The organism is Salipiger bermudensis (genome assembly GCF_019801965.1).
In the GTDB taxonomy this organism is placed as follows: domain Bacteria; phylum Pseudomonadota; class Alphaproteobacteria; order Rhodobacterales; family Rhodobacteraceae; genus Salipiger; species Salipiger bermudensis_A.
In genome coordinates this window covers 550084-577039 of the sequence record NZ_JAHVIA010000002.1, presented here as the reverse complement: position 1 = coordinate 577039, position 26956 = coordinate 550084, and the positions used below count along the sequence as shown (strand labels likewise).

The following is a 26956-nucleotide window of genomic DNA, read 5'->3' as shown; positions in this document are numbered from 1 at the left end:
TGCCCGATTCCCCAAACATCTTGTGGGCATGACCGTACTCGCCCGCCCAGCCTCGCTGCTTCACCTTGCCCGCGCCTTCCTGCCGCGCAGGAGCCGCGTCGACACCTATGCCGCGCTGGCGGCGAGCGCGAAGGCGGCCCCGCCCCGGCCCCGCGACACGGTCGCCCCGACGCGCCTGCACATCCCGGTGCGCGGCAGTTCTCCCGACGCCTCGGATTGCGAAAGCCTGCGCCTCGCCGGGCGCTACCTCGCGCGCCAGGAAGAGTGGGCGCGGCTGTCCGACCAGCTGCGCGAGGCCGATACCGCCCGCGCCGCGACCAAGGGCGGGGTGCCGATCGCTCTGCTGCTGGCTGAGGGCGCCTGCTCCGACGTCGTCGAGACCGCGCTCGCCGCGGTGGCCGAAACCGATCCGACCACGGCCCGCCGGACGCTGTTCTGCCTGCACGACGCGGTCGATCGGCTGGGCGAGGATCCCTGGCTTTCCTGCGCCGTGGCGCGCGCCCATCTCACCCTCGCCGAGGCCTGGCTCATGGCGCCGGGCGGCCAGGAGGCCGCGGCGCTGCGCGCCGATGCGCGCTCGCAGCATCTCGAGACTGCCGCGCGGCTGATCGCGCCCTTCCATCCGCTGGAATACGATTCCGCCGGCATCGCCGCGCTGCGCTGCGCGCTGCTCGATCTCGATCCGCGACCGAGCCGCCGGGTGGCCGATGAATATGAAGACCTGATCGATCTCGACCCGGGCTGCCCGGCCCACATGCGCGCTCTCGGCCGCGACCTGATGCCCAGCCGCTTCGGCAACTGGGACCGGCTCGAGATCGAGGCCCGGCGCACCGCCGGGCGCACCGCCGATGTCTGGGGGGCCGGCGGCTATGTCTGGGTCTGGCTCGACGCGCTTTCGGGCGCGCATCAGCGCGGCTTCGCCCATGTCGACGCCGAGCTCTTCACCGAAGGGCTGCACGACATCCTGACCCGCCGCCCCGACCAGCACACCGCCAACCTGCTCGCGGCGTTCTGCGGCATGACCCTCTCCGGCGCCTCCGAGCCGAGCAGCGCCCGGGCCCGGATCAGCGGCTGCTTCGGCTGGATCGTCGAGGATCACCTGCGCGAGATCCACCCCGCGCTCTGGGCCAGCTCGCGCCCCTTCGCCTGCAAGACCGAGGGCGGCGAGCGCCTGCGCCTCGGCGAGAGCCGCGCGCGCTCGGCGCTGGCGGAGCATTTCGCCCATCAATTGCGCCTCGGGCGCGAAGTTCACTTCACCGACAGCGGTGTGACCCTGTCTCCGGCGCCCTGCGCCTCCAGCACTCTTGCTCCCTCTGCCGCTCTGGCGTATCCCCGTCGCGAATTGCGAGACGAGGAAACGCCATGCTTGACCTGAGCTTCGAGCCCCCCAAACCCAAGGTCATCGCCGGGGCGAAATACGATTGGGAACTGGTGATCGGCATGGAGGTCCATGCGCAGGTCTCCTCCGAGGCCAAGCTGTTCTCGGGGGCCTCGACCAAGTTCGGCGCCGAGCCCAACGCCAACGTCGCCTTCGTCGACGCGGCGATGCCGGGCATGCTGCCGGTGATCAACGAGTATTGCGTCGAGCAGGCGGTGCGCACCGGGCTTGGCCTGAAGGCCGAGATCAACCTGAAATCCGCCTTCGACCGCAAGAACTACTTCTATCCCGACCTGCCGCAAGGCTACCAGATCAGCCAGCTCTACCACCCGATCGTGGGCGAGGGCGAGGTGATCGTCGACATGGAGCCGGGCGTCGCTCGCCGCGTGCGCATCGAGCGCATCCATATCGAGCAGGATGCCGGCAAGTCGATCCACGACATGGACCCCAACATGTCCTTCGTCGACCTCAACCGCACCGGCGTGGCGCTGATGGAGATCGTCTCGCGCCCCGATATCCGCGGCCCCGAGGAAGCGGCGGCCTACGTGTCGAAGCTGCGCCAGATCCTGCGCTACCTCGGCACCTGCGACGGCAACATGCAGAACGGCAACCTGCGCGCCGATGTCAACGTCTCGGTCTGCCGTCCGGGCCAGTACGAGAAATACCAGGAAACCCAGGATTTCTCGCATCTCGGCACCCGCTGCGAGATCAAGAACATGAACTCCATGCGCTTCATCCAGCAGGCCATCGACTACGAGGCGAAGCGCCAGATCGCCATCCTCGAGGCCGGCGGCTCGATCGACCAGGAGACCCGTCTCTACGATCCGGACAAGGGCGAGACGCGCTCGATGCGCTCGAAGGAAGAGGCGCATGATTACCGCTACTTCCCCGATCCCGACCTGCTGCCGCTCGAGATCGAGCAGGCCTGGGTCGACGACATCGCCGCCTCCCTGCCCGAGCTGCCCGACGAGAAGAAGGCGCGCTTCGTGAAGGATTTCGGCCTTTCCGAGTATGACGCCGGGGTGCTGACCGCCGAGGTCGCCAACGCCGCCTATTTCGAGCAGGTCGCCGGCGATGCGGGCGATGGCAAGCTCGCCGCCAACTGGGTGATCAACGAGCTCTTCGGCCGCCTGAAGAAGGAAGGCCACGAGATCACCGAGAGCCCGGTCTCGCCAGCGCAGCTCGCGGGCATCGTGCGGCTGATCAAGTCGGATGCCATCTCGGGCAAGATCGCCAAGGACCTGTTCGAGATCGTCTATACCGAGGGCGGCGACCCGGAGAAGATCGTCGAAGAGCGCGGCATGAAGCAGGTGACCGACACCGGAGCCATCGAGACCGCGGTCGACGAGATCATCGCCGCCAACCCGGCGCAGGTCGAGAAGGCCAAGCAGAACCCCAAGCTCGCGGGCTGGTTCGTGGGCCAGGTGATGAAGGCCACCGGCGGCAAGGCCAACCCCAAGGCGGTCAACGAGATCGTCGCAAAGAAGCTGGCCCAGTAAGCGCCAGCGCCACCCCGAGAACAGAAAACGCCCGGACGGAGATCCCCCGTCCGGGCGTTTTGTCTTCACCGGCGCCAAGATTTTTAGCCAAAAATCTTGGCCCGTCCCGATCATCGGCGCTCAGGCCGCGCGGCGGCGCGGACGACGGCGCCGTTGCCCCTGGCCACCGCCGGGCTTGCCACCGGCGCCCTGCGGCTTGCCACCGCCGAAGCCGCCACGGCCCCGGCCGCCACCGCCACCGCCGCCACCGCGACGACGGCGCGGGCCGCCCTCGGTCAGCTCGGTCGGCGCGTCACCGGAGGCCACGGGGATGTCGATCTTCATCAGCTTCTGGATCTGGCGCAGCAGATCGGCCTCGTCGGGCGCGCAGAAGGCAATCGCCTCGCCCTCGCGGCCGGCGCGGGCGGTGCGGCCGATGCGGTGCACGTAGTTGTCGGGCACTTCCGGCAGGTCGTAGTTGACCACGTAGGCCACGCCGGGGATGTCGATGCCGCGCGCGGCCACGTCGGTGGCAACGAGCACGTTGATCTCGCCGTCGCGGAACGCCTTGATGGCGCGGTCGCGCTGGCCCTGGCTCTTGTTGCCGTGGATCGAGGCGGCGTTGTAGCCATCGGCCACCAGCCCCTTCATCAGCCGCTCGGCACCGTGCTTGGTGCGGGCGAAGACCAGCGTCAGCGACTCGTCATCGCGGCCCAGCACCTCGCGCAGCTTCGACGGCTTGCCCGCCTTGTCGACGAAATGAACCGACTGGGTGATCTTGTCGGCGGCCTTGCCCGGAGGCGAGACCTGCACCCGGCGCGGGTTGGTCAGGTAGGCGGAGGAGAGCTCTTCCATCTGCTTCGGCATGGTGGCCGAAAACAGCATGGTCTGGCGCGGCGTGCCGAGCTGCGGCGCAATGCGGCGCAGGGCGTGGATGAAGCCCATGTCGAGCATTTGGTCGGCCTCGTCGAGCACCAGCTGGCGCACGGTCGAGAGATCCACCGCCTTGCGGTCCATCAGGTCGATGAGGCGGCCGGGCGTGGCGACGAGGATGTCGGTGCCGCGGCTCAGGAAGTTGATCTGGCGGTTGATCGACTGGCCGCCGACCACGGTGCCGACGCGCAGCTTGGTGCCATCGGTAAGCTGACGCAGGCTGTCGGCGATCTGGTTGACCAGCTCGCGGGTCGGCGCCAGCACCAGAGCCTTGACGGTCTTGGGCGCGGGCTTGCCGGGCTGGGCCAGCAGGCCGTCGATCAGCGGCAGGCCGAAGGCCAGCGTCTTGCCGGTGCCGGTCTGGGCGAGGCCGAGCACGTCATGCCCCTCGAGCGCCAGCGGGATCGCCTGGTTCTGGATCGGGGTCGGCTCGGAAAAGCCGTTGCGCTTCAGGGCTTCGGAGAGAGTCGGCGCGAGGCCGAGCATGTCGAAATCGAACAAGAGATATCCTTTGTCGGGCCGCACGGCCCTTCCACGGGCACGAATACGGCGTACGAACCTGCCGCCCGGGACGGGCGACATGGTCAGGGTGCGGCGCGGCCTCGGGACAGGCGGGCGTATCCCGCGCCATCCGGCCGTCGCATCGAGAACCCTGCGTGATGGGGAAATCGGTCGTGGTAACGCTGATGCGCCCGACGGGGAGGCAATCTCCCCAATGGCACGGCTAGCTCACGCGGCAGCGCAGCGTTACCGGTCCCAAATGGGGCTTCGTGCCCCATCTGTCAAGCTTTGTCAGGACACCAGGCCGGGAAAGCCGAAGCCGTGTTCGAGAACCTCGCCCGCGTCGCAGAGCACGTCCTCCCGCCAGGGCGCCCCGATCAGGTGCACGCCCGAGGGCACATTGTCGACCACGCCCGAGGCCACCGCGATGCCCGGCAGACCCAGCGCCGGGAAGGCGATCTGCGGCAGCTGCGCCTCCCAGAGCCGCGCCACGGCATCGCCACCGGCGAGGTCGGCATCCTGCTTGAAGGGTAGTTCCGCCGAGACCGGCATCAGCACCACGGGATAGTCCTGCAGGAAGTGACGCCAGTGGCGGGCCAGCGTGGCGCGGCGCTGGAACACCTCGCCGAAGCGCTTCGCATCGATGGCCTCGGCGCGGGGCGCGTAATGCTCGAGCAGCGCGATGGCGCCGGGATCGCCCTCCTCATGGGCCATGCGCAGCTTGGTGGCGTGATCGTCGGAGAGCCAGAGATCGATCTGCAGCTCCACCGCCTCACGAATCTCCGGGATCTCGCTCGGTTCGTCCACCTGCCAGCCGGCGGCGCGGAAGATCGCGGCTGCGCGGTCCAGATCCTCGAGGATGCGCGGATCGGGATCGATCCCGCCCGGGCGCTTCACCAGCGCCACCCGGCGGCGATAGGCCGGGCCGTTGAGCGGCACCGGCGCGCTCCAGACATCCTCCGGCGCGTAGCCCGCCATGCCCTCGAGCCCCAGCCGCAGATCGTCGACCCGGCGCGCCAGCGGCCCAGAGACCGCCATCAGCTGCGGCCCCACGCCGCGATCGCCGGAGGAGGCGTTGAACATCGGCACCCGTCCCAGCGTCGGGCGCAGCCCCTGCACGCCGCAGGCATAGGCGGGATAGCGGATCGAACCGGCAATGTCGGTGCCGTGGCCGATATGCCCCATCCCGGTCGCCACCGCGGCCCCTGCCCCGCCCGACGAGCCGCCGGCGGTCAGCGCCTCGTTATGCGGGTTCCTGGTGTCGCCGTAGAAGCCATTGGTGGTGAACCAGCGATAGGAGAAAGCCGGCGTGTTGGTCCGGCCGATGACGATGGCATCCTTCTCGCGCAGGTGGCGCAGGAAGGGCGCATCCTCGGTCGCCATCACGTCCTTGAAGATGCGGCAGCTGTTGGTCGAGGCATAGCCCGCCTGATCCGACAGCACCTTGATGGTCACCGGCACGCCCGCCAGCGCCCCCACCGTCTCGCCCTTGGCGATGCGCGCGTCGAGCGCCTCGGCCTCGGCCATGGCATCGGCGCCGCAATCCTGGATAATCGCGTTCACGCGCGGGTTCATCTTCGCCACGCGGTCGAGCGTGTCGCGGATGACCGAGGCGGCGGAGAGCGTGCCGGAGCGGACGCGGGCCGAAAGTTCGCGGGCGGAGAGGTCGTTGGGGTCGGTGGTCATAGCGTCCTGCGGGGAGAGGAGGAGGAGAGGATCAGGCGGGAACGAGCGCGCGCATCCGGTCGCGGATGCCGCGCACGACGAAGGTCGCCTCGGGGATCGAGGCCACATGCGGGGTGATGAGCACCTTGGGATGGCCCCAGAGCGGGCTCTCCGCCGGCAGGGGCTCGGTGTCGAACACGTCGAGCGAGGCACCGCAGAGATGGCCCTCGTCCAGCACATCGAGAAGCTGCGCCTCGTCGACCTGGCCGCCGCGCCCCATGTGGATCAGCGCCGCACCCTCGGGCAGCTTGCGCAGGAAGGCGGCGTCGATCAGCCCCTTGGTCTGCTCGGTCAGCGGCAGCACGTTGACCAGCATGTCGCTCTCGGCGAGGAAAGCGTCGAGCTGGCCGTCGGTGAAATGGCGCACGCCGGGCTCGGGCGGCTTGGGCTGCGAACGCGCATAGGCCGAGACCGGATAGCCCAGCGCCATAAGCGCCTTGGCAATCGCGCGGCCCATATGGCCGAAGCCCAGCACCCCTACCCGCTTGTGGGTCGGCGACAGACCGGTCAGCACCCGGTCCCAGACAGCGTCGCGCTGCTGGGCCACGTATCGCGCCATGTGACGGTGATGCCAATGCACGTGGAAGGCGGCATAGCCCGCCATCTGCAACGCCTGATCGGCATCCTCGACGCGATAAACCGGCACACCCTCGGGCAGCGACGGGCAGGCGTCGATGGCATCGGTCCCTGCCCCGGCGGAGAACACCGCTTTCAGGTTGGGATAGGGCGCGAAGGCATCATCGGCCGGGCGGAAGGTGAAGACAAAGCTCACCTCCTCGGGCCGAGCCACGTCTTCCGGGCGCAGGATGGTGATCTCGGGTGCCTCGGTGGCAAAGATCGGGCTGAAGCGGTCGAACATCTCGAACGCGGTATTGGTGACGACGCCGATCATGCTCAGGCGGCTCCCTGCTGATCCCAGTCGGCGCCGGGCACGGCGGCGAGAAGTTTGCGGGTGTAGTCCTGCTGCGGGTTCAGGAAGATGTCATGCACCGTGCCGATCTCGACCAGCTTGCCCTTCTGCATCACCGCGATGCGGTCGCAGAGCTGCGCCGCGACGCGCAGGTCGTGGGTGATGAACAGGATCGACAGCTCGAGCTTCTCGCGCAACTCGCGCAGCAGGTCGAGCACCTGCGCCTGGATCGACACGTCGAGCGCCGAGACCGCCTCGTCGGCGATGATCAGCTCCGGGTCCATCGCAAGCGCGCGGGCGATGCCGATGCGCTGGCGCTGGCCGCCGGAGAACTCGTGCGGGAAGCGGCTGGCGGCATCGGCGCCAAGCCCCACGATCTCGAGCAGCTCGCGGGCGCGGGCCTCGGCCTCTTTGCGGGGGATGCCGCGGGTGATTGGCCCGTCGGTGATCGCGCCCATGATACGCTGACGCGGGTTGAGCGAGGCATAGGGATCCTGAAACACCATCTGGACCTTGTGGCGCTGCTTGCGCAGCTCCTCGTCCGACAGCGCCGCCAGATCGGTGCCGCCGACCATCACCTGCCCGCCATCGGGGGTGACCAGCCGCACCGCGGTGCGCCCCAGCGTCGACTTGCCCGAGCCGCTCTCGCCCACGAGCCCCAGCACCTCGCCGCGCGCCACGGTGAGCGAGACATCGTCGACCGCGCGCACCTCGCGCACCGGTTTGAACAGGCCGCCGCCGGTGCGGTAGACCTTGCGCAGCCCCTTGATCTCGAGCGCCGGCGTCTCGGAGAGCTGCCGCGCCTCGGGCAGCCTGCCCGTCGGGATCGCCTCGAGCAGGCGCTTGGTGTAATCGTGCTGCGGGTTCTCGAGCACCTCGGCGGCAGAGCCGCGCTCGACCACCTTGCCCATGCGCATGACGATGACCTGATCGGCAATCTCGGCCACCACGCCGAAATCGTGGGTGATGAACATCACTGCCATGCCGCGCTTCTCGCGCAGGTCGAGGATCAGCTTGAGGATCTGCGCCTGCGTGGTCACGTCGAGCGCCGTGGTGGGCTCGTCGGCGATCAGCAGCTTGGGCTCGAGGGCCAGCGCCATGGCGATCATCGCCCGCTGCCGCTGCCCGCCCGAAAGCTGGAACGGGTAGGCGCGGATGATCTTCTCCGGGTCGGGCAGCTGCACCTCGCGGATCAGCGCCAGCGCCTTCTCGCGACGCTCGGACTGGGTGTAGCGGTCATGCGCGGCAAACACCTCGACGATCTGGTCGCCGATGCGCATCAGCGGGTTCAGCGCCGTCATCGGCTCCTGGAAGATCATCGCCATGCTGGCGCCGCGCAGCGCCTGCTTCTCGGCCTCGGGCAGACGGATGACATCGCGCGCCTCGAATACGGCGCGCCCGGCCTTCACGTTGACGCCCGGCGGCAGCAGCCCCATCAGAGCGTTGGCGGTCATCGACTTGCCGGAGCCGGACTCGCCCACCACGCAGAGGATCTCGCCCTTCTCGATGGCCATGCTCACATCCTCGACCGCGTAGGGGCGATCCGCGCCCTCCGGCAGGCCGATGGTGAGGTGTTCGATGGAAAGTGTCGTGCTCATGCCTTGCCCTTCCGGGAGAGGTGCGGGTTCAGCGCGTCGTTGAGACCTTCGCCGATGAGGTTCAGCGCCAGCACCGTGATGACGATGGCGATGCCGGGGAAGAAGCTCAGCCACCAGGCCGAGCGGATCACCGTGCGCGCGGCGCCGATCATGTAACCCCAGCTCATGGCGTTGGGATCGCCGAGGCCGAGGAAGGAGAGCGAGCTCTCCAGCAGGATCGCGGTGGCGACCATCAGCGAGGCCATGACGATGATCGGCGAGACCGTGTTGGGCAGCACCTGCCGCACCAGGATGCGCGGCTTCGACAGGCCCGCCAGCGTCGCAGCGTCGACGAATTCGCGCTTGCGCACCGACATCACCTCGGCCCGCACCAGGCGCGCCACCGGCGGCCAGGAGACGATGGCGATGGCCAGCGTGATCGAGGCCAGCGTCGGCTCGAAGATCGCCACCAGCACGATGGCCAGCGCAAAGTTGGGGATGGTCTGGAAGAACTCGGTGAAGCGCATCGCGCCTTCATCGACATAGCCGCCATAGAACCCGGCGAGCGCCCCCAGCGGCACGCCGATGAGCAGCGCCACCAACGTCGAGACCAGCCCAACCAGCAGCGAGACCCGCGCGCCGTAGGCGAGCTGCGCGGCCACGTCGCGGCCCAGCGTGTCGGTGCCGAGCGGCAGGCTGTCCATGCTGAACGGAGCGAGGAACGGGCGCTGCACCATCTGCCAGGGCGTGTTGGCGAAGATCAGCGGCGCGAAGATGGCGATCAGGATGACGGCGGCCAGCAGGACGACCCCGACCATGGCGCCGATATTGCTTCTGAAACGTTTCCACATGGCTCAGGCCCTCGCTCCAATCCGGGGATCGACGATCCGGTAGACGATGTCGGTCACGATGTTGAACAGGATGACCATGGCGGCCGAGACGAGGAACACGCCGAGGATCGTGTTGTAATCACGCGCGGCGAGGCTCTCGAACATCAGCCGGCCGATGCCGGGCCAGGCAAAGACCGTCTCGGTCAGCACGGCGCCGCCGACGAGCTGTCCCGCCTGCAGGCCGGCCAGCGTCACCACCGGCAGGATGGCGTTGCGCAGGATGTGACGGCGACGGATCACCGCGCCCGAGAGACCCTTGGCCTTGGCGGTTTTGACGAAATCGGCGGTCGAGACCTCGAGCATCGAGGCCCGCGTCATGCGCATGTAGACCGCCATGAAGAACAGCCCCAGCGTCAGCGCCGGCAGGATCAGGTGCTTGAGGATGTCGATGGCGCGGGCGAAGCCCGAGAAATCGGCGCCCACGGTCTCGTAGCCGAAGCCGGGCAGCCAGCCGAGCCAGACCGAGAACACCAGCACCGCCATCAGCGCCAGCCAGTAAAGCGGCGTGGCGTAGAACAGCAGCGCCAGCGTGGTCAGCAGCGAGTCCGACACCTTGCCGACGCGGGCGGCGGCGGCGACGCCCAGCGCGATGCCGCAGGTCAGCGAGATCACGAAGGCGGTCAGGGTCAGCAGCAGCGTCGCCGGCAGCCGCTCGGCGATCAGGTCGATCACCGGGGCGCTCTGGCGGAAGGAATAGCCGAGATCCAGCTGCACGATGCCGGCGATATACTTGCCAAGCTGCACGTAGAGCGGCTGGTCAAGGCCGAAGCGTTCGCGCAGCTGCGCGATCATCTGCTCGTCGGCCGCGCCCGCCTCGCCCGCAAGCACCACCGCCGGATCACCCGGCGCCGCGTGCAGCAGGCAGAAGTTCAGGACAGCGATGGCAAGCAGGGTCAGTGCCGCCTTCGCGAGCCGCGAGAGGATTGCGATGAGAATGGTCATGCGTCCTCAGGGGGAATTCAGTTTCCCGGAGCGCCACCCACGGGGATGGGGCAGCGCTCCGAGGTCAGGCCGGCCAAGGGACAGCCGGCCCGATCAGGGGAGTTACTTCTCGATCCAGGCGTTGCGCGGGCCATCGTTGACACCGATGCCGGTGGTCACGAGGTCCTTGATGTCGCAACGGTAGATGGTCGGAAACTCGAGCTCGAGCAGCCAGGCGACGGGCACGTCATCGACGATCTCCTTCTGGATCTCGTCATAGGCGGCCTGACGCTCTTCCGGCGAGATCATCGTCGCGGCGGCGAACCACTTGGCGTCGAGCTCGGGGTTATCGTAGCCCTCGACGTTGTTCCACGGGCTGCCCTTCTGGATGCGGTCGGCGGTGTAGTTGCGCGACACGCCCAGCGCGGGATCGCCGTACTGGTAGAGATAGGTGAAGGCCATGTCGTAGTCCCACTGCGAGGTCTTCTCGTTCCAGCCGGCCACGTCGGTGCTGTCGATCGACACGTTGATGCCGACCTCGCTCAGGTTCTGGCGGATGGCCTCGGCCCAGCGCTGCCAGGTCTCGCCATAGGGCAGCGGCAGCAGGCGGACCTCTTCGCCGTCATAGCCCATTTCCTCGAGCAGCTCTTTCGCCTTCTCGGGGTTGTGGTCATAGATCGTCACGTCGTCGGAGTAGAAGTTGGTCTTCGACGAGACCGGGCCGGTGGCGACGTTGCCGAAGCCGTTCCACACCACGTCGCGCTGGAAGTCGCGGTCCATCGCGTACATCACCGCCTGGCGGAAGCGCACGTCGCTGGTCGGGCCTTCGCGGTTGTTGAGCCACATCCAGGCGTGCGGCGCGAAGAATTCCCAGCCCGAGCCGGTCGAGCAGACATTGTCCATCTCGGTCAGGCGCGGCACGTCCCAGTTCTCGACCGAGCCGCCGGGCAGCACGTCGACTTCACCGGTCTCGAAGGCCACGGCGCGGGCGGCGGCATCCGGGATCACGCGGTAATAGACCTCGTCGAGATAGGGCAGACCGTCGACATAATAGTCTTCGTTCTTCACGAGGTGGATGTAGCTGCCCTTCTCCCAGGCTTCGAACTTGAACGGACCGGTGCCGATCGGCGTGGCGTTCATCTCGTTGTTGGCGAAGTCGGTGCCTTCGTAGATGTGCTTCGGCACGATCGGCATGGTGCCGGTCTCGAAAACGCTGATGAACGGGCCGAAGGGCTCCTTCAGCTGGAACACCACGGTGAGCGGGTCGGGCGCGGTGATGCTCTCGACATAGGCCAGCGAGGCACGCAGGCGGGCATGGGTCTCGCGCAGGAAGACATCGGCCGAGAACACCACGTCATCGGCGGTGAAATCCTCGCCGTCGTGCCACTTCACGCCCTCCTGGAGCTTGAAGGTGTAGGTCAGGCCATCGTCCGAGATCTCCCAGCTTTCGGCGAGTCCGGGCTGCGGCTGCAGGTCGGTGCCGTAGCGCAGCAGGCCCTCGTAGATATCGCCGGCAACCAGCTGGGTCGGGCCGTTCTGCACGAGGCCGAGCATCAGCCCCGGCGGCTCCGGCTGAACCACGATGTCGAGCCGTCCGCCGGCCTCTTGCGCGGCAAGCGGCGCCGCGAGGGCGGCAGCGATCAGGAAGGTCGTCGCTTTGAGATGTTTCATGTTTTCCCTGTCAGTTCTGGTTTCGGGGGTGATGGGTCCGGTTCTGGGCCGGACCGCCTTGGTTATGGTCTTGTTCGGAGCCTGCCGGCCTCAGCCCAGATAGTCGGGCGCGGCCTTCTCCAGCATCCGCAGGAAAGCGGCCCATTCCGGGTCGGTCCCCGGGGTGCTCTCCATCTTGTCGTACATCTTCTGGTACTGGCTCGCGGTGTGCTCGGCGACATCGTCGGGCAGCACAACCGGCGTCAGCCCCATGCCGAGCGCGGCCACCTGCGCCTTGCAGGAGCGTTCGAGGTTTAGCGCCAGCTTCACCGCCTCGGCGACCGAGCGACCGAGCAGCAGCGTGCCGTGGTTGCGCAGCAGCATGACCTGCTTCTCGCCAAGATCGGCCACGATGCGCGCGCGCTCCTCGAGGTTCAGCGCGATGCCCTCGTAATCGTGGAAGGCGATGCGGTCGAAGAACTGCGCCGACCACTGGTTCAGCGGCAGCAGCCCCTCCTTGATCGAGGAGACCGCAACGCCCGCGACGGTGTGGGTGTGCAGCACGCAGACCGCGTCGTGGCGCGCCATGTGCACCGCCGAGTGAATGGTGAATCCGGCGGCGTTCACGCCGGCGCCGTAGGGGTCGTCGACCACCGCGCCGGTCTCGTCGACGGTGACGAGATTGGCCGCGGTGACCTCGTCGAAGCGCAGGCCATAGGGGTTCAGCAGGAAGCGCTTCTCGCCTCCCGGACCGTCCGGCATGCGCGCCGAGATATGGGTGTAGATGCTGTCATCCATGCCGAAATGCGCGATCAGGCGGTAGGCCGCGGCAAGATCGCGGCGCAGCTGCGTGACGGTGTCGGCGGGTGCTCCATCGGGCATCAAAGTCGTCCTTTTCATCGCTTGGCCCAAAGAAAGGCCAAAGACGCACCTTTGGTCAAGTAAATTGTCGACAATCGCCAAATCTACAATTAGCGTGACCTCAACTTGTGCGTTTTACCCTCGGACCCATGGACCCAAAGCAAGACAGTGACGGTTTCCGGCCCCTCGACCGCGAAGGGCTCGTTCAGCGTGTCGCGCGCCTGCTCAGCAAGGCGATCGTGACCGGCCAGCTCTCGCAGGGAGAGCGGCTGTCCGAATCGGTGGTGGCCCGCCAACTCGGCGTGAGCCGCGCCCCGGTGCGCGAGGCGGCGCGCCTGCTCGAGAATTCCGGCCTGGTGACCTACCTGCCCAATCGCGGCTTCTTCGTGCGCTCTATGAGTGCGCGCGAGCTGGGCAATCTCTACGAGTTCCGGCTGGTGATCGAGAGCGCCGCGGTGCGCCGCCTGATCCGCGACGGGCTCGGCGAAAGCGAGGCCAAGCTGATCGGCCAGATCGAGGAGATGCGCCGCGTCGCGGGCCCGGGCTTCGACATGCTGACCCAGGTCGAGGCCGACATGCAGTTTCACCGGCTGATCTGCGCCGGCTCGGGCAACCCCAAGTTCCTCAACACCTTCGAGCAGATCGCGATGGAGTCCGAGCTGACGATCATGATGATCGGCCGGCTCTATGATGACGCCCAGCGTCTCGCCGAAACCCACGTGCCGATCCTCGACGCCCTGCTGCGCCACGACGAGGCCGAGGCGGTGGAGGCGCTGCGCTACCACATTGAAGTCGCTCGCGACCTGGTCGTCGAGCAGTTCCGCAAAATGGAAGACGAGCAAGACTGATGAAGTGTTTCTACGCCCCCGAAACCGAGCGCCACGATCCGGTGTTTCGCCTGACCCACGGCAAGATCCTGCGCAACGCCGAGCAGGCCGAGCGCGCCACCCTGCTGAAGGCCGGTCTCGATCAGCTCGGCCTCGCCACCACCGAGCCGCCCGAGGCGCCGCGCGCGGCGCTCGAGGCGGTGCATACCGATGCCTTCCTCACCTTCCTCGAAACCGCATGGGACGACTGGCAGGCGCTTCCGAACGCCGGCCCCGAGGTCGTGCCGAACGTCTTCGCGCAGCGCGGCTTCGCCACCTACCCGACAAGCATCGTGGGCCGCGCCGGCTGGCACATGGGCGACACCTCGGCCCCGATCGGGCCGCACACCTGGGTCGCCTCGCGCCGTGCCGCCGATTGCGCCGTGGCCGCGGCTGACGCGGTGCTCGCGGGCGACCCTGCGGCCTACGCGCTTTGCCGCCCCGCTGGCCACCACAGCTCCGCCGACATGGCCGCCGGCCATTGCATGATGAACAATTCCGCCGTCGCCGCCGCACGCCTGCGCACACAGCACGCCAAGGTCGCGACGCTCGACATCGACGTGCATCACGGCAACGGCACGCAGGCGATCTTCTACGAGCGCGACGACGTGATGACGATCTCGGTTCATGCCGATCCTGAGACCTACTACCCGTTCTTCGTGGGCTACGCGCACGAGACCGGCGCCGGCGCCGGCGCGGGCTTCAACACCAACTACCCCCTGCCCCGCAGCACCACCGACGCGGTCTGGCTCGAGACCATCGCCGAGGCGCTCGAGAAGATCGCCGCCTTCAAGCCCGGCGCGCTGATGCTGAGCCTCGGGCTCGACGCGCATGAGAAGGACCCGCTCCTTGGCATGCAGATCAGCTGGGACGGCTTCCGTCGCGCCGGCGAGATGATCGCCGCTGCGGGCTATCCCACGGTGATCGTGCAGGAAGGCGGTTACCTCTCCGAAGATCTCACCACCTCGCTGGTGTCGTTCATGGAAGGGTTCCTGGGGCGCGGCAAATGACCCTCTCGCCCGAGCTGACCCAGAAGATCCTCGCCGCCGTCGAGGACGGCTTCGAGGAGCAGATCGCCTTCACCGAAACGCTCGGCCGCTACCCGTCCCTGCGGGGACAGGAAGCCACGGCGCAGGATTTCCTGCATGACGAACTGAAGGCGCGCGGCTACGCGATGGACCGCTGGACCATCGAGGTCGACGACATCAAGCACCACCCCGGCTTCTCGCCGGTCGAGGTCGACTATTCCAACGCCATCAACGTGGTGGGCACCATGCGCCCGCGCGAGGAGACCGGAAAGTCGCTGGTCCTGAACGGCCATGTGGATGTTGTCCCCGCCGGGCCGCTCGACATGTGGTCCTCGCCGCCCTTCGAGCCGCGCCGCGAGGGCGACTGGCTCTATGGCCGCGGCATCGCCGACATGAAGGCCGGCATCGCCGCCAACATCTTTGCCGTCGATGCGCTCAAGCGCCTCGGCTACCGCCCCGCCGCCACGCTCTACCAGCAATCGGTGGTCGAGGAGGAATGTACCGGCAACGGTGCGCTGGCGGCGCTGCTGCGCGGCTACAACGCCGACGCCGCGATCATCCCCGAGCCCGAGGACGACATGCTGGTGCGCGCCAATACCGGCGTGCTGTGGTTCCGCGTCCGGGTGCAGGGCGCGCCGGTGCATGTGCGCGAAGCGGGCTCCGGCGCCAACGCCATCGAGGCCGCCTACGAGCTCATCAGGGGGCTGCGCGCGCTCGAGGAGGCATGGAACGCGCAGAAGGGCGAGCACCGCTACTTCGAAGAGCTCGACCACCCGATCAATTTCAATGTCGGCAAGATCGCCGGCGGCGACTGGGCTTCGTCGGTGCCGGCATGGTGCGAGTTCGACTGCCGCATCGCGCTCTATCCCGGCATCAAGGCCGCCGACGCGGCGCGCGAGATCGAGGATCACCTGCGCCGCGTGTCCGACGGCATCCCGTTCCTCGCCAACAATCCGCCGCAGGTCATCTTCAACGGCTTCTTCGCCGAGGGCTACGTGCTCGAGGAAGGCAGCGCCGCCGAGGAGACCCTCGCCCGCGCCCACATGTCGAGCTACGCCAAGCCGCTCGAGAGCTTCGTCACGCCGGGCTATCTCGACGGCAGGGTCTTCGTGATCTACGGCGAGACCCCTTGCCTCGTCTACGGCCCCTATTCCGAGGCCATCCACGGCTTCGACGAGCGGGTGAAACTGTCCTCGGTAAAGCGCGTGACCGGCACGATCGCGCTGTTTATCGCGGAATGGTGCGGGCTGGAGGAAATTTGATCAAATTCTCCCCGTGACCTTTGACCCAAAGTCATCTTAACTGTGCGCCGACGGGGACCTGAGTCTCCCGCGGCCTTCTCCCCAACCGAAACCTCAGGCCCTGCGGGGGCCACTGCCAACACGGAGACCGACATGAACCAGCGTCCGAACTCGCTTCACGCCGCCGACATCGCCTACACGATGCACCCCTACACCAACATGCGCCTGCACGAGGAAAAGGGTCCGATGATCATGAGCCATGGCGACGGCGCCAAGGTCTACGACACCGAGGGCAAGGAATATTACGAGGCGCTGGCCGGGCTGTGGTCGGTCGCCGTGGGCTTCTCCGAGACCCGTCTCGCGGATGTGGCCTACGAGCAGCTCAAGAAGCTGCCCTACTACCACACCTTCGCGCACAAGTCGCACGAGCCGTCGATCCGCCTCGCCGAGAAGCTCGTCGAGATGACCCCGGAAGGGCTCAACAAGGTGTTCTTCACCAATTCCGGCTCCGAGGCCAACGACACCGTCGTCAAGATGGTCTGGTTCCTCAACAACGGCCTTGGCCGGCCGGAGAAGAAGAAGTTCCTGTCGCGCAACAAGGCCTATCACGGCATCACCATCGCCTCGGGCTCGCTCACCGGCCTGCCGGCGAACCAGAAGGATTTCGACCTTCCGGCGATCCCGGTCACCCACCTGACCACGCCGCATTACTGGAAGTTCGCCGAGGAAGGCGAGACCGAGGCCGAGTTCACCGCGCGCCTGCTCAAGGAGCTCGAGGACACCATCCTCGCCGAGGGCCCCGAGACCATCGGCGCCTTCATCGGCGAGCCCGTCATGGGCGCCGGCGGCGTCATGGTGCCGCCCGAGGGCTACTGGCCGGGCGTTGCCGAGATCTGCAAGAAATACGACATCCTGCTGGTGGCCGACGAGGTCATCAACGGCTTCGGCCGCACCGGCAAGCCCTTCGGCTGCGAGCGCTTCGGCTTCACCCCCGACATCCTCGTGACCTCGAAGCAGCTAACCTCCTCCTACATGCCGCTCGCCGCCATCGTGGTGAACGACAAGGTCTATGACGCCATCGCCGACAACACCGCCAAGCTCGGCACCTTCGGCCACGGCTTCACCGGCTCGGGCCACCCGGTCGCCTGCGCCGTCGGCCTCGAGAACCTGAAGATCATCGAAGAGAAGGATCTGATGGGCAATGCCGAGCGCCTCGAGCCGATGTTCCAGGACGGTCTGCGCAAGTTCGCAGATCACCCGCTGGTCGGCGAAGTGCGCGGCGTCGGCCTGATCGCGGGCGTCGAGCTGGCCAAGAACCGCGACACCCGCGAGGCCTTCGAGCCGGCGGGCTCGATGGCGGCCAAGGTGGTGGCGCTCTGCGCCGAAGAGGGGCTGATCGTGCGCAACGTCTACGAGACGGTGGCCTTCTGCCCGCCGCTGATCGTCACCGAGGCCGACCTGACCGAGATCCTCGCCCGCTTCGGACGCGCGCTCGACCGGGCGCTCGATTGGGCGAAATCGGAAGGCATGCTCTGAGGCGACTGAGGTCGCTCTGGGCTGAGAACACCGGACCGGGGGCGCTGCCCCCGGACCCCCGGGATATTTCTGGCCAGAAGAAGACAGGGGCGTCAGGCGTGCGGTTCGCTTGGCGCCCTTTTCTTGTCTGGGCTGGTCAGAGCGGGGCGATGAGCTGCAGGCCCTGATCGGTTTGTTTGAGGCGCAGGATGTCGGCGGAGCCGCCTTCGGTGATCGTGCCGACGGTTTCCGGCATGTTTGCCAGCCGCGCCGGGATCGAGCTTGCCATCGCGAGGGCCCGCTCGAGCGGCAGGTCCAGCTCTCTGACGAGCAGGGTGATGGCGCGGGTGAGGTCGAGATCGGCCCCGGCCAGCGTGCCGTCCTCCAGCACGAGGCGGCCCTCGGCGCGGGTGATCTCGCGGCCGTTGAGCCGGAAGCTCTTGGCCTCGGTGCCGGCCACGGCCATGGCATCGGTGACAAGGAAGATCCCCTCGGGCTTGGCCGCTAGGGCAATGCGCATGGCGGCCGGGTGCACGTGGACGCCATCGACGATCAGCCCCGCCGCAAGCCCCCCGGTGGCGAGGGCGGCACCGACCACGCCGGGCGCGCGCTTGTCGAGGCCGGACATGGCGTTGAACAGATGCGTCACGCAGCGGGCGCCGGCGCGGGCATAGGCGCGGCAGGTGTCGTAATCGGCATCGGTATGGCCGAGCGAGACCAGCGCACCGGCCTCGGCGAGGGCTGAGACCTGCGCCTCGGTGGTGCTCTCCGGGGCGATGGTCACTTTCAGCACCGGCAGGCGGCGGGCGGCATCGCAGAGCATTTCGAGATCGGCCTCGCCCATCGGGCGGATCAGCGCACCGTCATGGGCACCCTTGCGCGACAGCGCCAGATGCGGGCCCTCGAGATGCAACCCGCCGATGCCCGGCACGCCCTCGGCCACGGCCTGCGCCACCGCCTCGATGGCGGCGCGGCTGCGTTCGGGCGTGTCGGTGATCAGCGTGGGCAGGATGGTGGTGCTGCCGAGCCGGCGGTGGGCCGCCGCGATGGTCGAGAGATCCGCCACGCTGGGGCCGTCATTGACCATCACCCCGCCGCCGCCATTGACCTGCAGGTCGACATAGCCCGGCGCCAGCAGGTCGCCGTCGAGATCGACGATCTCTCCGAGCGGCGCAAGCGCGACCTCGGGGGCCAGCGCCGCCACGCGGCCCTCGGAGCAGCGCAGGGCGAAACCGTGCAGCAGGCGCTGGCCGTCGAAGATCGGGCCGCCGCGATAGGTGATGTCGGTCATGGTCATCCGCGCTGAGACAGGTCTGGCGCGACCCTAGGAAAGCCGTGCGGCGGCTGCAATGGGCAGCTCAGACCAGGCTGCTGGTGGCCAGCTCGGTGATCTCCTGGGTGATGTCCTCCTGGCGCAGGCGGCGGGCCTCGCCGATCATCTCCTGCAGGCTCTCGGAGACGTTGTCCTTCGCCGCCACCATGGCGCGCATCCTGGCCTCGTTCTCGGCGGCGAAGGCCAGCATCACCGCCTCGATCAGCTCGGCGAAGATATGCTCCTCGACGAGCTGCGCCAGCAGCCGCTCGGGCGGCAGGGTGACGCGCGGCGGCGCGCGGCGGGCCGAGGGCCGAAAACGGGCATAATCGAAAGGCACCAGCTCCTTGACCCGGATCTTCAGGGCGCCGCCGGAGCCGGGATCGGCATGGACCAGCGTCACCCGCGTCACCGCCTCGCGGGTGATGCGGCGGAACAGCGCGTCGGTCATCCGTGTGGCGAGCTCAGGCGCCTGCGAGGGGTGCGAGATCATCGAGGCGAACCAGGCGATGGCGAGCCCGCGCTCCTCGGCGACGTAATGCCCGCGATCGCCGATCACCACCAGCTCGCAGGTATCGTCCCAGAGCGGCTCGACGGCCTGGAACACCTTGTCGGAATAGGTCCCGGCAAAGCCCTGCTCGGCGGCGAAGAGCACCACCAGCCGGCGCCCCTCTCCCCTGTGCAGCGGCGCGTCGAGATCGAGGTCGGGCGAATAGGTCAGCGCCTCGCCGATGGCATCGCCGATGGTGGTGGCATAGGCCCGGATGCTCTCGAGATGGCGCTGCGCCTCCTGCACCCGCGCCGCCGCGAGGCCGCGCATGGCGGAGATCACCGCATCGAGCTTGTGCACCGTGACGATGCGTTTCTCGACCTCTGAGAGCCGGCTGCTCATGCCTCCTCGGCCTCCCTCTCGCGGAACGCCTCGGCCAACCGCGTGACCGCCGCGACCAGCGCGGCGCGGGCGTCGTCGCCGAGCGCGCGGGTCTCGCTCACCTCCGCCACCGCCTCGGCGGCATCGGCGTTGAGGCGGGCGGGCAGCCGGCCGCGCAGCTCGGCCATGCGCCCGATCGGCACGGTGTCGAACACGCCCTCGGCCAGCGCCGCCAGAAGCGCCACCTGGTCGACCAGCCGCAGCCCGGAGAAGCGCGGCTGGGTGAGCAGTGCGCGGATGCGCTCGCCGCGGGCGATCTGCGCCTTGACGCGCGGGTTCTCGATGCCGCCGAAGCGGGTGAACATCTCGAGCTCCTGGAACTGCGCGTAATCGAGCCGCACCCGGCCCGAAACCTTGCGCAGCGCTGGGGCCTGCGCCTTGCCGCCGACCCGGCTCACCGAGAGCCCGACATCGACCGCCGGGCGCAGGTTGGTCGAAAACAGGTGCGTGTTGAGAACGATCTGGCCATCGGTGATCGAGATCAGGTTGGTCGGGATGTAGGCCGAGAGGTTGCCGGCATCGGTCTCGGCCAGTGGCAGCGCGGTCAGCGAGCCGCCGCCGAGCTCGGGCGAGAGCTTGGCCGCGCGCTCGAGCAGGCGGGCATGGAGGTAGAACACGTCGCCCGGATAGGCCTCGCGGCCCGGCGGCTCGCGGGTCAGCAGGGCGAGCTCGCGGTGGGTGGCGGCGTGCTGGGTCAGGTCGTCGATGACGATCAGTGCGTCCTGCCCCTTGTCGCGGAAATGCTCGGCCATCGACATGCCGGCGAAGGGCGCGATCCATTGCAGACCGGGGGCCGCCGAGGCGCTGCCGACGACGAAGATGCAGCGCTCGATGGCGCCGTGCTCGCGCACCGCCGCGACCACGCGCTCGATCGCCGTGGCGCGTTGGCCGACGGCGACGTAGACGCAGATCACGTCGCTGTGCTTCTGGTTGATGATCGCATCGACCGCCAGCGCGGTCTTGCCGGTGGCGCGGTCACCGACGATCAACTCGCGCTGCCCGCGGCCCAGCGCAAAGAGGCTGTCGACCACCAGCACGCCGGTCTCGAGCGGCTCCGACACGAGCCCGCGCTCGATGATCTCGGGCGCCGGGCGCTCGACCGGCAGCCAGTCTTCCGGGGCCGGCGCGGCGCCGCCGTCGAGAGGGCGCCCCAGAGGGTCGACGATGCGGCCGAGAAAGCCGTCGCCCACCGGCACCCGCAGCACCTCGCCGGTGTCGCTGACCTGATCGCCCACCGCGACGCTGGCGGTCTCGTCGAGCAGCACGGCGTTGATCTCGTCGGGGCCGAGGCTGTGGGCGAAGGCGAAGGCGCCGCTCTCGACGCTCAGGAGCGCGCCGAGGCTCACCGAGGGCAGGCCCGAGACATGCGCAATGCCGTCGGCCAGCTGGACCACGCGGCCCACCGCCTTCGCCTCGGGCTTGAGCTCGGTTTCCGAGAGCTGGGCGCGGCTGCGCTCGAGCCAGTCGGTGTCGGTGCTGCGATCAGTCATGGCGTGTCAGCTCCGCTGTGATCCGGGCGAGGTCGGCCCGGAAATGGTTGCGCACGATGGCGTTGGTGGCGTCGAGCTCGAGCCCCGCGATAAGATCGGGATCCTCGCTGATCTCGAGCGGCAGCGTGCGGCCCAGCGTCTCGGCCAGCCGCGCTTCGAGCGTGGCGCGCTCCTCGGGCAGCAGCATGCGCGCAGCGCGCACCGGCACCGGGCCATCGCTGCCCAGACGGTCGCGCACCGGGGCGGGCAGCTCGGCCACCGCCGCCACCAGCCCGTCGATGAAGCCCGCGGTGAGCGCCGCGTCGGGCAGCCGCCGCAGCAGCCGTTCGGCGATGTCGGCGGCGAGCTGGCCGGCCTGCGCGTCGAGCGCCCGGCGGCGCTCGGCCTCGGCCCGCGCCAGCGCCGCCTCGGCACGGCGGCGCTCCTCGGCGATCCCGGCCTGCGCCTGCTGCATCAGCCGCTCGGTCTCGCGCCCGGCATCGGCCTGCGCCGCATCGAGCAGGGCGGCGCGGCTGGCCGAGATCTCGGCCCGCTCGGCCTCTGCCGCCGCGCGTTCGGCCTCGGCGGCGGCCTTCGCCGCCTCCGCTGCATCAAGATCCGCGTGGGCCAGCGCCTGCCGCTTTTCGATGATTTTGGACACTGGCCGGAACAGGAACCGGGCGAGCAGCCAGATCAGGATGGCCGCGTTGACGGTCTGCAGACCGAGTGTCCACCAGTCGATGGTCATGGCGATGTGCCGATCAGACGAAGGGGTTGGCGAAGAGCACCAGCAGCGCGATGACGAGCGTGTAGATGGCCATGGTCTCGATCATGGCGAGGCCCACGAACAGGGTGCGGCTGAGGGTGCCGGCGGCTTCGGGCTGGCGCGCGATGGCGTCCATCGCCGCGGCGACGGCGCGGCCTTCTCCCAGCGCGGGGCCGATGGCGCCGAAGCTCACGGCGAGGGCGGCGGAGAACACCGAGACGATTTCAACGAGATTGCCTTCCATGGTCAGTCAGACTCCTTGGCGGTTAGCGGGATCTCCTCGCTCTCTCCGGCGGCGGCGCCGATGAAGACGGTTGCGAGGATCGCGAAGATGTAGGCCTGCACGGCGCCGGTCAGCAGCTCCAACGCCATCAGCGGGATGGGCACGAAGAGCCCGGCCAGCGACAGCACGATGCCGACGACGAAGACGCCCGACATGACGTTGCCGAACAGGCGGATGATGAGCGAAAACGTGCGGGTGATCTGCTCGATGAGGTTGAGCGGCATCATCACCCAGCTGGGCTCCACGAAGGTCTCGAGATAGCCCTTCAGCCCGCGCCCGGAGATGCCGAAGACGATGGTCGCCACGAAGACCCACACCGCCAGCGCGGCGTCGGTCTCGATATGGGCGGTGGGCGGCTCGATGCCGGGGATCAGCGACGACCAGTTGGCGATCAGGACGAAGAGCAGCAGCGTGCCGATCAGCGGCCGGAACGGCGCCGGGTCGCGGCGCATGGTGTCGCGAATCTGGTCATCGAGCACGGTGACGAAGAGCTCGAGCACGGTCTGGGTCTTGCTCGGCAGGATGCTGAGCTTGCGGGTGGCGAGGAAGGCGAAGGCCCCGAGCCCCGCCATGATCAGCCAGGTCACGACCACCGGCTCGGCGATCGGCACCGGGCCGATATGAAAGAGGGTGACGTGTTCGAGCGGGCTCTGCATCAGCTCTCCTCCCTGCGCGCCCGGCGCACGACGACCTCGCGGCCGAGCACCAGCCCCAGCGCGCCCGCGAGCAGCGGCAGCGCGCCGAGCTGGACCAGCCCGAACAGCACCAGTCCCACGATACCCAGCCGCAGCAGCTGCAGCGCCACGGCCTTTTTCGGCGCGCGCCCCTCGAGATAGAGCGCCGTCAGCCGGCGTAGGCTGGAGAAATGCGCCAGCCCCACGAGGAAGCCCGCCACGAGCCCGAGGGCGGCATATGCGAGATCCGGGGTCATTGTTTGTGCATCCATCTCCAGACCGCGTGCATGCCGATGGCGGCGCCGAGGAAGATCCCGGCGGCGGTGAACATGATGTTGGTGTCGGCCACGCGGTCGAGGAAACGGCCCAGCACCACGCCCAGCAGCATCGGCACCAGCACCGCCCAGCCGAGAATGCCGATCTGGCCGAGCCGCGATCCGAGCGAGGGCTCGGGATCGCTCTGCTTCATGCGCTCGAGCTTGGCGGCGCGGCGCGCGGCGTGTTCGACGGCGTCTTTCTCGCGGCGGCTCATCGTTGCTCTCCCTGTTCGACGCCGAAGCCCGAGGGGTGGGGCAGCACGTCCCCCTGACCCGGGCGCAGCAGCCGGATCATCTCGCGCACGGCATTGGCGTGCAGGCGCATCTGCTCGACCCGCTCGTGGCGGCCGGCATCGTCCTGATCGCGGCGGAAGGCGGCGATGCGCTCCTCCAGCGCGTGAATGTCCTCGCCGAGGATGGCATCGCGGCAGGCGATGGCGATCTCGCGCCCGCCGTTGACCGACAGCAGCCCCGCCCGCACCCCGGCGAACTGCTCGGGCTTGCCGGGGCTGCGCCAGCGGATGATCGAGGCCGGCAGCACGGTGAGGAAATCGGTGTGCCCCGGCAGGATGCCGAAGCCGCCGCTCTCGTCCTGCGCCCGCAGCGAGGTCACCGCGGCATCGTCGACCACCACGTCCATCGTGGTGGTGATGACCAGATGCAGCGCCCCGCTCATGACGCCGCCTCCCGCGCCGCCTCTTCCTTGGCGCGCGCGTCCTCCAGCGTGCCCACCATGAAGAGCGAGCTCTCGTCCCACTCGTCGCATTCGCCTTCGAGGATGGCGCGGCAGCCGGCGATGGTGTCCTCGAGATCGACCGACACGCCCGCCATGCCGGTGAAGGCCTCGGTGACGGTGAAAGGCTGGGTCAGGAAGCGCTGCAACCGGCGGGCGCGCTCGACGACCTTGCGGTCGTCGCGGCTCAGCTCCTCCATGCCGAGAAGCGCGATGACGTCCTGAAGCTCGCGGTAATGCTCGATCGAGCGCCGCACATCGTTGGCGATGCGCACATGCTCCTCGCCCACCAGCAGCGGATCGAGCAGGATCGAGGACGAGGCGATGGGATCAACCGACGGATACATGCCGTCCGCCGCCATCGCCCGCGACAGCACCACCATCGAATCCACATGCCCCGCGATGGCGACCACCGCCGGGTCGGTGAAATCATCCGCCGGCACGTAGACCGCCTCGATCGCGGTGACCGAGGCCTCGCCCACCGAGGCGATGCGCTCCTGCAGCTCGGCCACCTCGGTGGCCAGCGTCGGCTGGTAGCCGACCCGGCTCGGCAGCCGCCCCAGAAGACCCGAAACCTCGGAGCCCGCCTGCACGAAGCGGAACACGTTATCCATGAGAAGCAGCACGTTCTTCTGCTCGGCATCGCGGAAATGCTCGGCGATGGTGAGTGCCGTCATCGGCACCCGCCAGCGCGCGCCCGGGGGCTCGTTCATCTGGCCATAGACCAGCACCGTGCGGTCGAGCACGCCGGCGTCGGTCATGTCGAGCAGCATCTCGTGGCCTTCGCGCGAGCGCTCGCCGATGCCCGAGAACACCGAGATGCCGTCATAGCCCGCCACCATCGAGTGGATCAGCTCCATCACCAGAACCGTCTTGCCGACGCCCGCACCGCCGAACATGGCGGCCTTGCCGCCCTGCGCCAGCGGGGTGAGCAGATCGACCACCTTGATGCCGGTGCGGAACGGATCGCTGGCCTTGCCCTGCGCCCTGAGCGGCGGCGGGGCGGCGTGGATCGGGCGGCGGGGGGCATCCTCGGGGAGCGGGTCCTTGCGGTCGCCGGCGCTGCCGGTGACGTCGAGCAGACGCCCCAGAACCGCCTCGCCCACCGGCACGGTGAGCGGCCCGCCGAGCGGCCTCACCTGCTGGCCGCGCGCGAGGCCATTGGTGTTGTGCAGCGCGATGGTGCGCACGGTGCTGCGATCGCGCTGCGCCTCGACCTCGAGCAGGATCCGGCGGCCATCACTGGCCGTGGTTTCGAGCGCATCGTTGATCGCCGGGATCGCCTCGTCGGGGAAGGTCACATCGACAACGGCGCCGCGGACCGCGACCACCGTGCCTTCGACGCATGTTTCCTGTGAATCCAAAGACATCGTCTCTCATCCGAAATCTGACCCGAGGATAAACCTATTAAGGCGAGTGCGAGGTGATCTAGGTCAAGTAAAACGAGAGTTCCCGGTTTCGTGACCGCATTTTTCGCACCCCTCCGACAGGCGCCGCGACTGGCGCCCGGAGCGCAACGATCCGCCGCCATTTCGCCCTCTCAGGCACCGCTTTCGCCGTCCGCGGGAAGCGCGTGCGAGTCCAACCTACAGCCCTGATGAGCAAGCGAAAAACGGCGCTCTGCATGGCAACCCCGCCATGCCTTTCGTGGGGTTGTGCGGCGCCGGGGCGGGCGTAAATCTCGGGCTCGGGGGTTTGTGTCCGGGCCGCGTGGCGGTGCGGCGGAAGGGACAGGTCGCCATGCGCAAACGTATCGTCATCATCGGGGGAGACGGCTTCTGCGGCTGGCCGACGGCGCTGCGCCTGTCGAAGCTGGGTCATGAGATCACCATCGTCGACAACCTCTCACGCCGCGCCATCGACGCCGAGCTCGGCGCCCGGAGCCTCACCCCGATCCGCAGCCTCTCCGAGCGCATCGACGCGTGGTTCGACGTCACCGGCCACTACATCCGCCCCGAGCGCATCGACGTGGCGCGCGAATATGACGCGCTCTGCGATCTGCTTGCCGAGATTCGCCCGCATGCGCTGGTGCATTTCGGCGAGCAGCGCGCCGCGCCCTACTCGATGAAGGATGCCGCCCACAAGCGCTACACCGTCGACAACAACATCCGCGCCACCCACAACATCCTCGTGGCGCTCACCCATCTCGGCCTCGATACCCACCTGGTGCATCTCGGCACCATGGGGGTCTATGGCTACGACGATGCCGGCATCGAGATCCCCGAGGGCTACCTGCCGGTCTTCGTGGCCGACGGCGAGGGTGGCCTGCACCAGCGGCAGATCCTCTATCCGGCGGCGCCGGGCTCGGTCTATCACATGACCAAGGTGATGGATCAGCGCATGTTTGCGTATTACGCCAAGAACGACCGGCTGCGCATCACCGACCTGCACCAAGGCATCGTCTGGGGCACCCAGACCGACGAGACCCGGCTCGACGAGCGGCTGATCAACCGCTTTGACTACGATGGCGATTACGGCACCGTGCTGAACCGCTTCCTGATGCAGGCGGCGACCGGCCACCCGCTCACCGTGCACGGCACCGGCGGCCAGACCCGCGCCTTCATCAACATCCACGACACGGTCAATTGCATCACGCTCGCCGTCGCGCATCCGCCCGAGCCCGGCGACCGGGTCAAGATCCTCAACCAGATGACCGAGACCCACCGGGTGCGCGATCTTGCCCGGCTGGTGGCCGAGCTCACCGGGGTCGAGGTCGCGCTGGTGCCGAACCCGCGCAACGAGGCGGCGGAGAACGATCTTTTCGTGTCGAACAAGACCTTCCTCGATCTCGGGCTGCATCCGATCACCCTGCGCGAAGGGCTGATGCGCGAGACCGTCGAGATCGCCGAGCGTTACATCGACCGCGTGCTCCCCGAGACCGTGCCCGCGCGCTCCACCTGGACCGCCGCGCAGGCCCCCGGCGAGGTCAGCGAGGCGGCGCTGAGCCGCGCCCGCAGACTCGAGCCCGCGTCGTGACCTGCATCGAGGAGCAATGAG

The 26956-nt window shown here is 68.3% G+C and carries 25 protein-coding genes; 7 read left to right on the top strand and 18 right to left on the bottom strand.

The genetic code is table 11. From position 1 onward, the window contains the following. Positions 1–28 precede the first annotated feature (28 nt). Positions 29–1375, top strand: coding sequence for a hypothetical protein (locus KUV62_RS06720; RefSeq protein WP_222602900.1), 1347 nt, complete (start codon positions 29–31; stop codon positions 1373–1375). Then, a complete protein-coding gene (gene gatB / locus KUV62_RS06715; protein ID WP_222602899.1) occupies positions 1363–2877 on the top strand; it encodes an Asp-tRNA(Asn)/Glu-tRNA(Gln) amidotransferase subunit GatB in 1515 nt (504 codons plus the stop codon). The genes KUV62_RS06720 and gatB overlap by 13 nt, the downstream gene beginning before the upstream one ends. 120 nt (positions 2878–2997) lie before the next feature. Here gatB and KUV62_RS06710 read toward each other — a convergent pair whose 3' ends face one another. From KUV62_RS06710 to KUV62_RS06675, 8 genes are all read right to left on the bottom strand, one after another. Next, complete coding sequence (locus KUV62_RS06710; RefSeq protein WP_222602898.1) at positions 2998–4290, bottom strand: DEAD/DEAH box helicase; 1293 nt, start codon at positions 4288–4290, stop codon at positions 2998–3000. Positions 4291–4581: 291 nt separating this feature from the next. Next, positions 4582–5976, bottom strand: coding sequence for an amidase (locus KUV62_RS06705; RefSeq protein WP_222602897.1), 1395 nt, complete (start codon positions 5974–5976; stop codon positions 4582–4584). A gap of 31 nt (positions 5977–6007) precedes the next feature. Continuing rightward, on the bottom strand, positions 6008–6907 hold the full coding sequence (locus KUV62_RS06700; protein ID WP_222602896.1) for a 2-hydroxyacid dehydrogenase: 900 nt from the start codon (positions 6905–6907) through the stop codon (positions 6008–6010). Between the two features lie 2 nt (positions 6908–6909). Then, complete coding sequence (locus tag KUV62_RS06695; RefSeq protein ID WP_222602895.1) at positions 6910–8523, bottom strand: ABC transporter ATP-binding protein; 1614 nt, start codon at positions 8521–8523, stop codon at positions 6910–6912. Next, the gene (locus KUV62_RS06690; RefSeq protein ID WP_222602894.1) at positions 8520–9353 is read right to left on the bottom strand and encodes an ABC transporter permease; all 834 of its coding nucleotides are present in this window, start codon (positions 9351–9353) and stop codon (positions 8520–8522) included. The genes KUV62_RS06695 and KUV62_RS06690 overlap by 4 nt, the downstream gene beginning before the upstream one ends. 3 nt (positions 9354–9356) lie before the next feature. Continuing rightward, complete coding sequence (locus KUV62_RS06685; protein ID WP_222602893.1) at positions 9357–10334, bottom strand: ABC transporter permease; 978 nt, start codon at positions 10332–10334, stop codon at positions 9357–9359. A 102-nt stretch (positions 10335–10436) separates the two neighbouring features. Further along, positions 10437–11984, bottom strand: a complete 1548-nt coding sequence (locus KUV62_RS06680; RefSeq protein ID WP_222602892.1) for an ABC transporter substrate-binding protein — start codon at positions 11982–11984, stop codon at positions 10437–10439. Positions 11985–12074: 90 nt separating this feature from the next. Continuing rightward, entirely contained in the window at positions 12075–12845 is a 771-nt protein-coding gene (locus KUV62_RS06675) for a class II aldolase/adducin family protein (protein WP_222602891.1), read from the bottom strand. A gap of 128 nt (positions 12846–12973) precedes the next feature. Here KUV62_RS06675 and KUV62_RS06670 point away from each other — a divergent pair, with 128 nt between their 5' ends. The 4 genes from KUV62_RS06670 (at position 12974) to KUV62_RS06655 (ending at position 17495) form a co-directional block, all read left to right on the top strand. Next, entirely contained in the window at positions 12974–13672 is a 699-nt protein-coding gene (locus tag KUV62_RS06670) for a GntR family transcriptional regulator (protein WP_222602890.1), read from the top strand. Beyond that, on the top strand, positions 13672–14700 hold the full coding sequence (locus tag KUV62_RS06665) for a histone deacetylase family protein (protein ID WP_222602889.1): 1029 nt from the start codon (positions 13672–13674) through the stop codon (positions 14698–14700). The genes KUV62_RS06670 and KUV62_RS06665 overlap by 1 nt, the downstream gene beginning before the upstream one ends. Then, complete coding sequence (locus KUV62_RS06660; RefSeq protein WP_222602888.1) at positions 14697–15980, top strand: ArgE/DapE family deacylase; 1284 nt, start codon at positions 14697–14699, stop codon at positions 15978–15980. The genes KUV62_RS06665 and KUV62_RS06660 overlap by 4 nt, the downstream gene beginning before the upstream one ends. Positions 15981–16112: 132 nt before the next feature. Beyond that, positions 16113–17495, top strand: a complete 1383-nt coding sequence (locus KUV62_RS06655; RefSeq protein ID WP_222602887.1) for an aspartate aminotransferase family protein — start codon at positions 16113–16115, stop codon at positions 17493–17495. 136 nt (positions 17496–17631) lie between these two features. Here the strand turns inward: KUV62_RS06655 and nagA are convergent, their stop codons facing one another. From nagA to atpD, 10 genes are all read right to left on the bottom strand, one after another. Then, a complete protein-coding gene (nagA, locus tag KUV62_RS06650) occupies positions 17632–18771 on the bottom strand; it encodes an N-acetylglucosamine-6-phosphate deacetylase (RefSeq protein WP_222602886.1) in 1140 nt (379 codons plus the stop codon). Between the two features lie 61 nt (positions 18772–18832). Beyond that, positions 18833–19678 (bottom strand): F0F1 ATP synthase subunit gamma, encoded by an 846-nt coding sequence (locus KUV62_RS06645; RefSeq protein WP_222602885.1) that lies wholly within the window; start codon positions 19676–19678, stop codon positions 18833–18835. After that, on the bottom strand, positions 19675–21207 hold the full coding sequence (locus tag KUV62_RS06640) for a F0F1 ATP synthase subunit alpha (protein ID WP_222602884.1): 1533 nt from the start codon (positions 21205–21207) through the stop codon (positions 19675–19677). Before KUV62_RS06640 ends, KUV62_RS06645 begins: the two co-directional genes overlap by 4 nt. Further along, a complete protein-coding gene (locus KUV62_RS06635; protein WP_222602883.1) occupies positions 21200–21934 on the bottom strand; it encodes a F0F1 ATP synthase subunit delta in 735 nt (244 codons plus the stop codon). Before KUV62_RS06635 ends, KUV62_RS06640 begins: the two co-directional genes overlap by 8 nt. A 13-nt stretch (positions 21935–21947) precedes the next feature. After that, entirely contained in the window at positions 21948–22196 is a 249-nt protein-coding gene (locus KUV62_RS06630) for a F0F1 ATP synthase subunit C (protein WP_222602882.1), read from the bottom strand. A gap of 2 nt (positions 22197–22198) precedes the next feature. Further along, entirely contained in the window at positions 22199–22894 is a 696-nt protein-coding gene (locus KUV62_RS06625; protein ID WP_222602975.1) for a F0F1 ATP synthase subunit A, read from the bottom strand. Further along, entirely contained in the window at positions 22891–23166 is a 276-nt protein-coding gene (locus KUV62_RS06620) for an ATP synthase subunit I (RefSeq protein WP_222602881.1), read from the bottom strand. Before KUV62_RS06620 ends, KUV62_RS06625 begins: the two co-directional genes overlap by 4 nt. Continuing rightward, the gene (locus KUV62_RS06615) at positions 23163–23441 is read right to left on the bottom strand and encodes an AtpZ/AtpI family protein (RefSeq protein ID WP_222602880.1); all 279 of its coding nucleotides are present in this window, start codon (positions 23439–23441) and stop codon (positions 23163–23165) included. Before KUV62_RS06615 ends, KUV62_RS06620 begins: the two co-directional genes overlap by 4 nt. Then, the gene (locus KUV62_RS06610) at positions 23438–23902 is read right to left on the bottom strand and encodes a F0F1 ATP synthase subunit epsilon (RefSeq protein ID WP_222602879.1); all 465 of its coding nucleotides are present in this window, start codon (positions 23900–23902) and stop codon (positions 23438–23440) included. Before KUV62_RS06610 ends, KUV62_RS06615 begins: the two co-directional genes overlap by 4 nt. Further along, positions 23899–25329 (bottom strand): F0F1 ATP synthase subunit beta, encoded by a 1431-nt coding sequence (atpD, locus tag KUV62_RS06605; RefSeq protein WP_222602878.1) that lies wholly within the window; start codon positions 25327–25329, stop codon positions 23899–23901. The genes KUV62_RS06610 and atpD overlap by 4 nt, the downstream gene beginning before the upstream one ends. Positions 25330–25699: 370 nt before the next feature. On the opposite strand from atpD, the gene KUV62_RS06600 reads away from it, so the two are divergent. Continuing rightward, positions 25700–26935 (top strand): NAD-dependent epimerase/dehydratase family protein, encoded by a 1236-nt coding sequence (locus KUV62_RS06600; RefSeq protein WP_222602877.1) that lies wholly within the window; start codon positions 25700–25702, stop codon positions 26933–26935. Positions 26936–26956 lie beyond the last annotated feature (21 nt).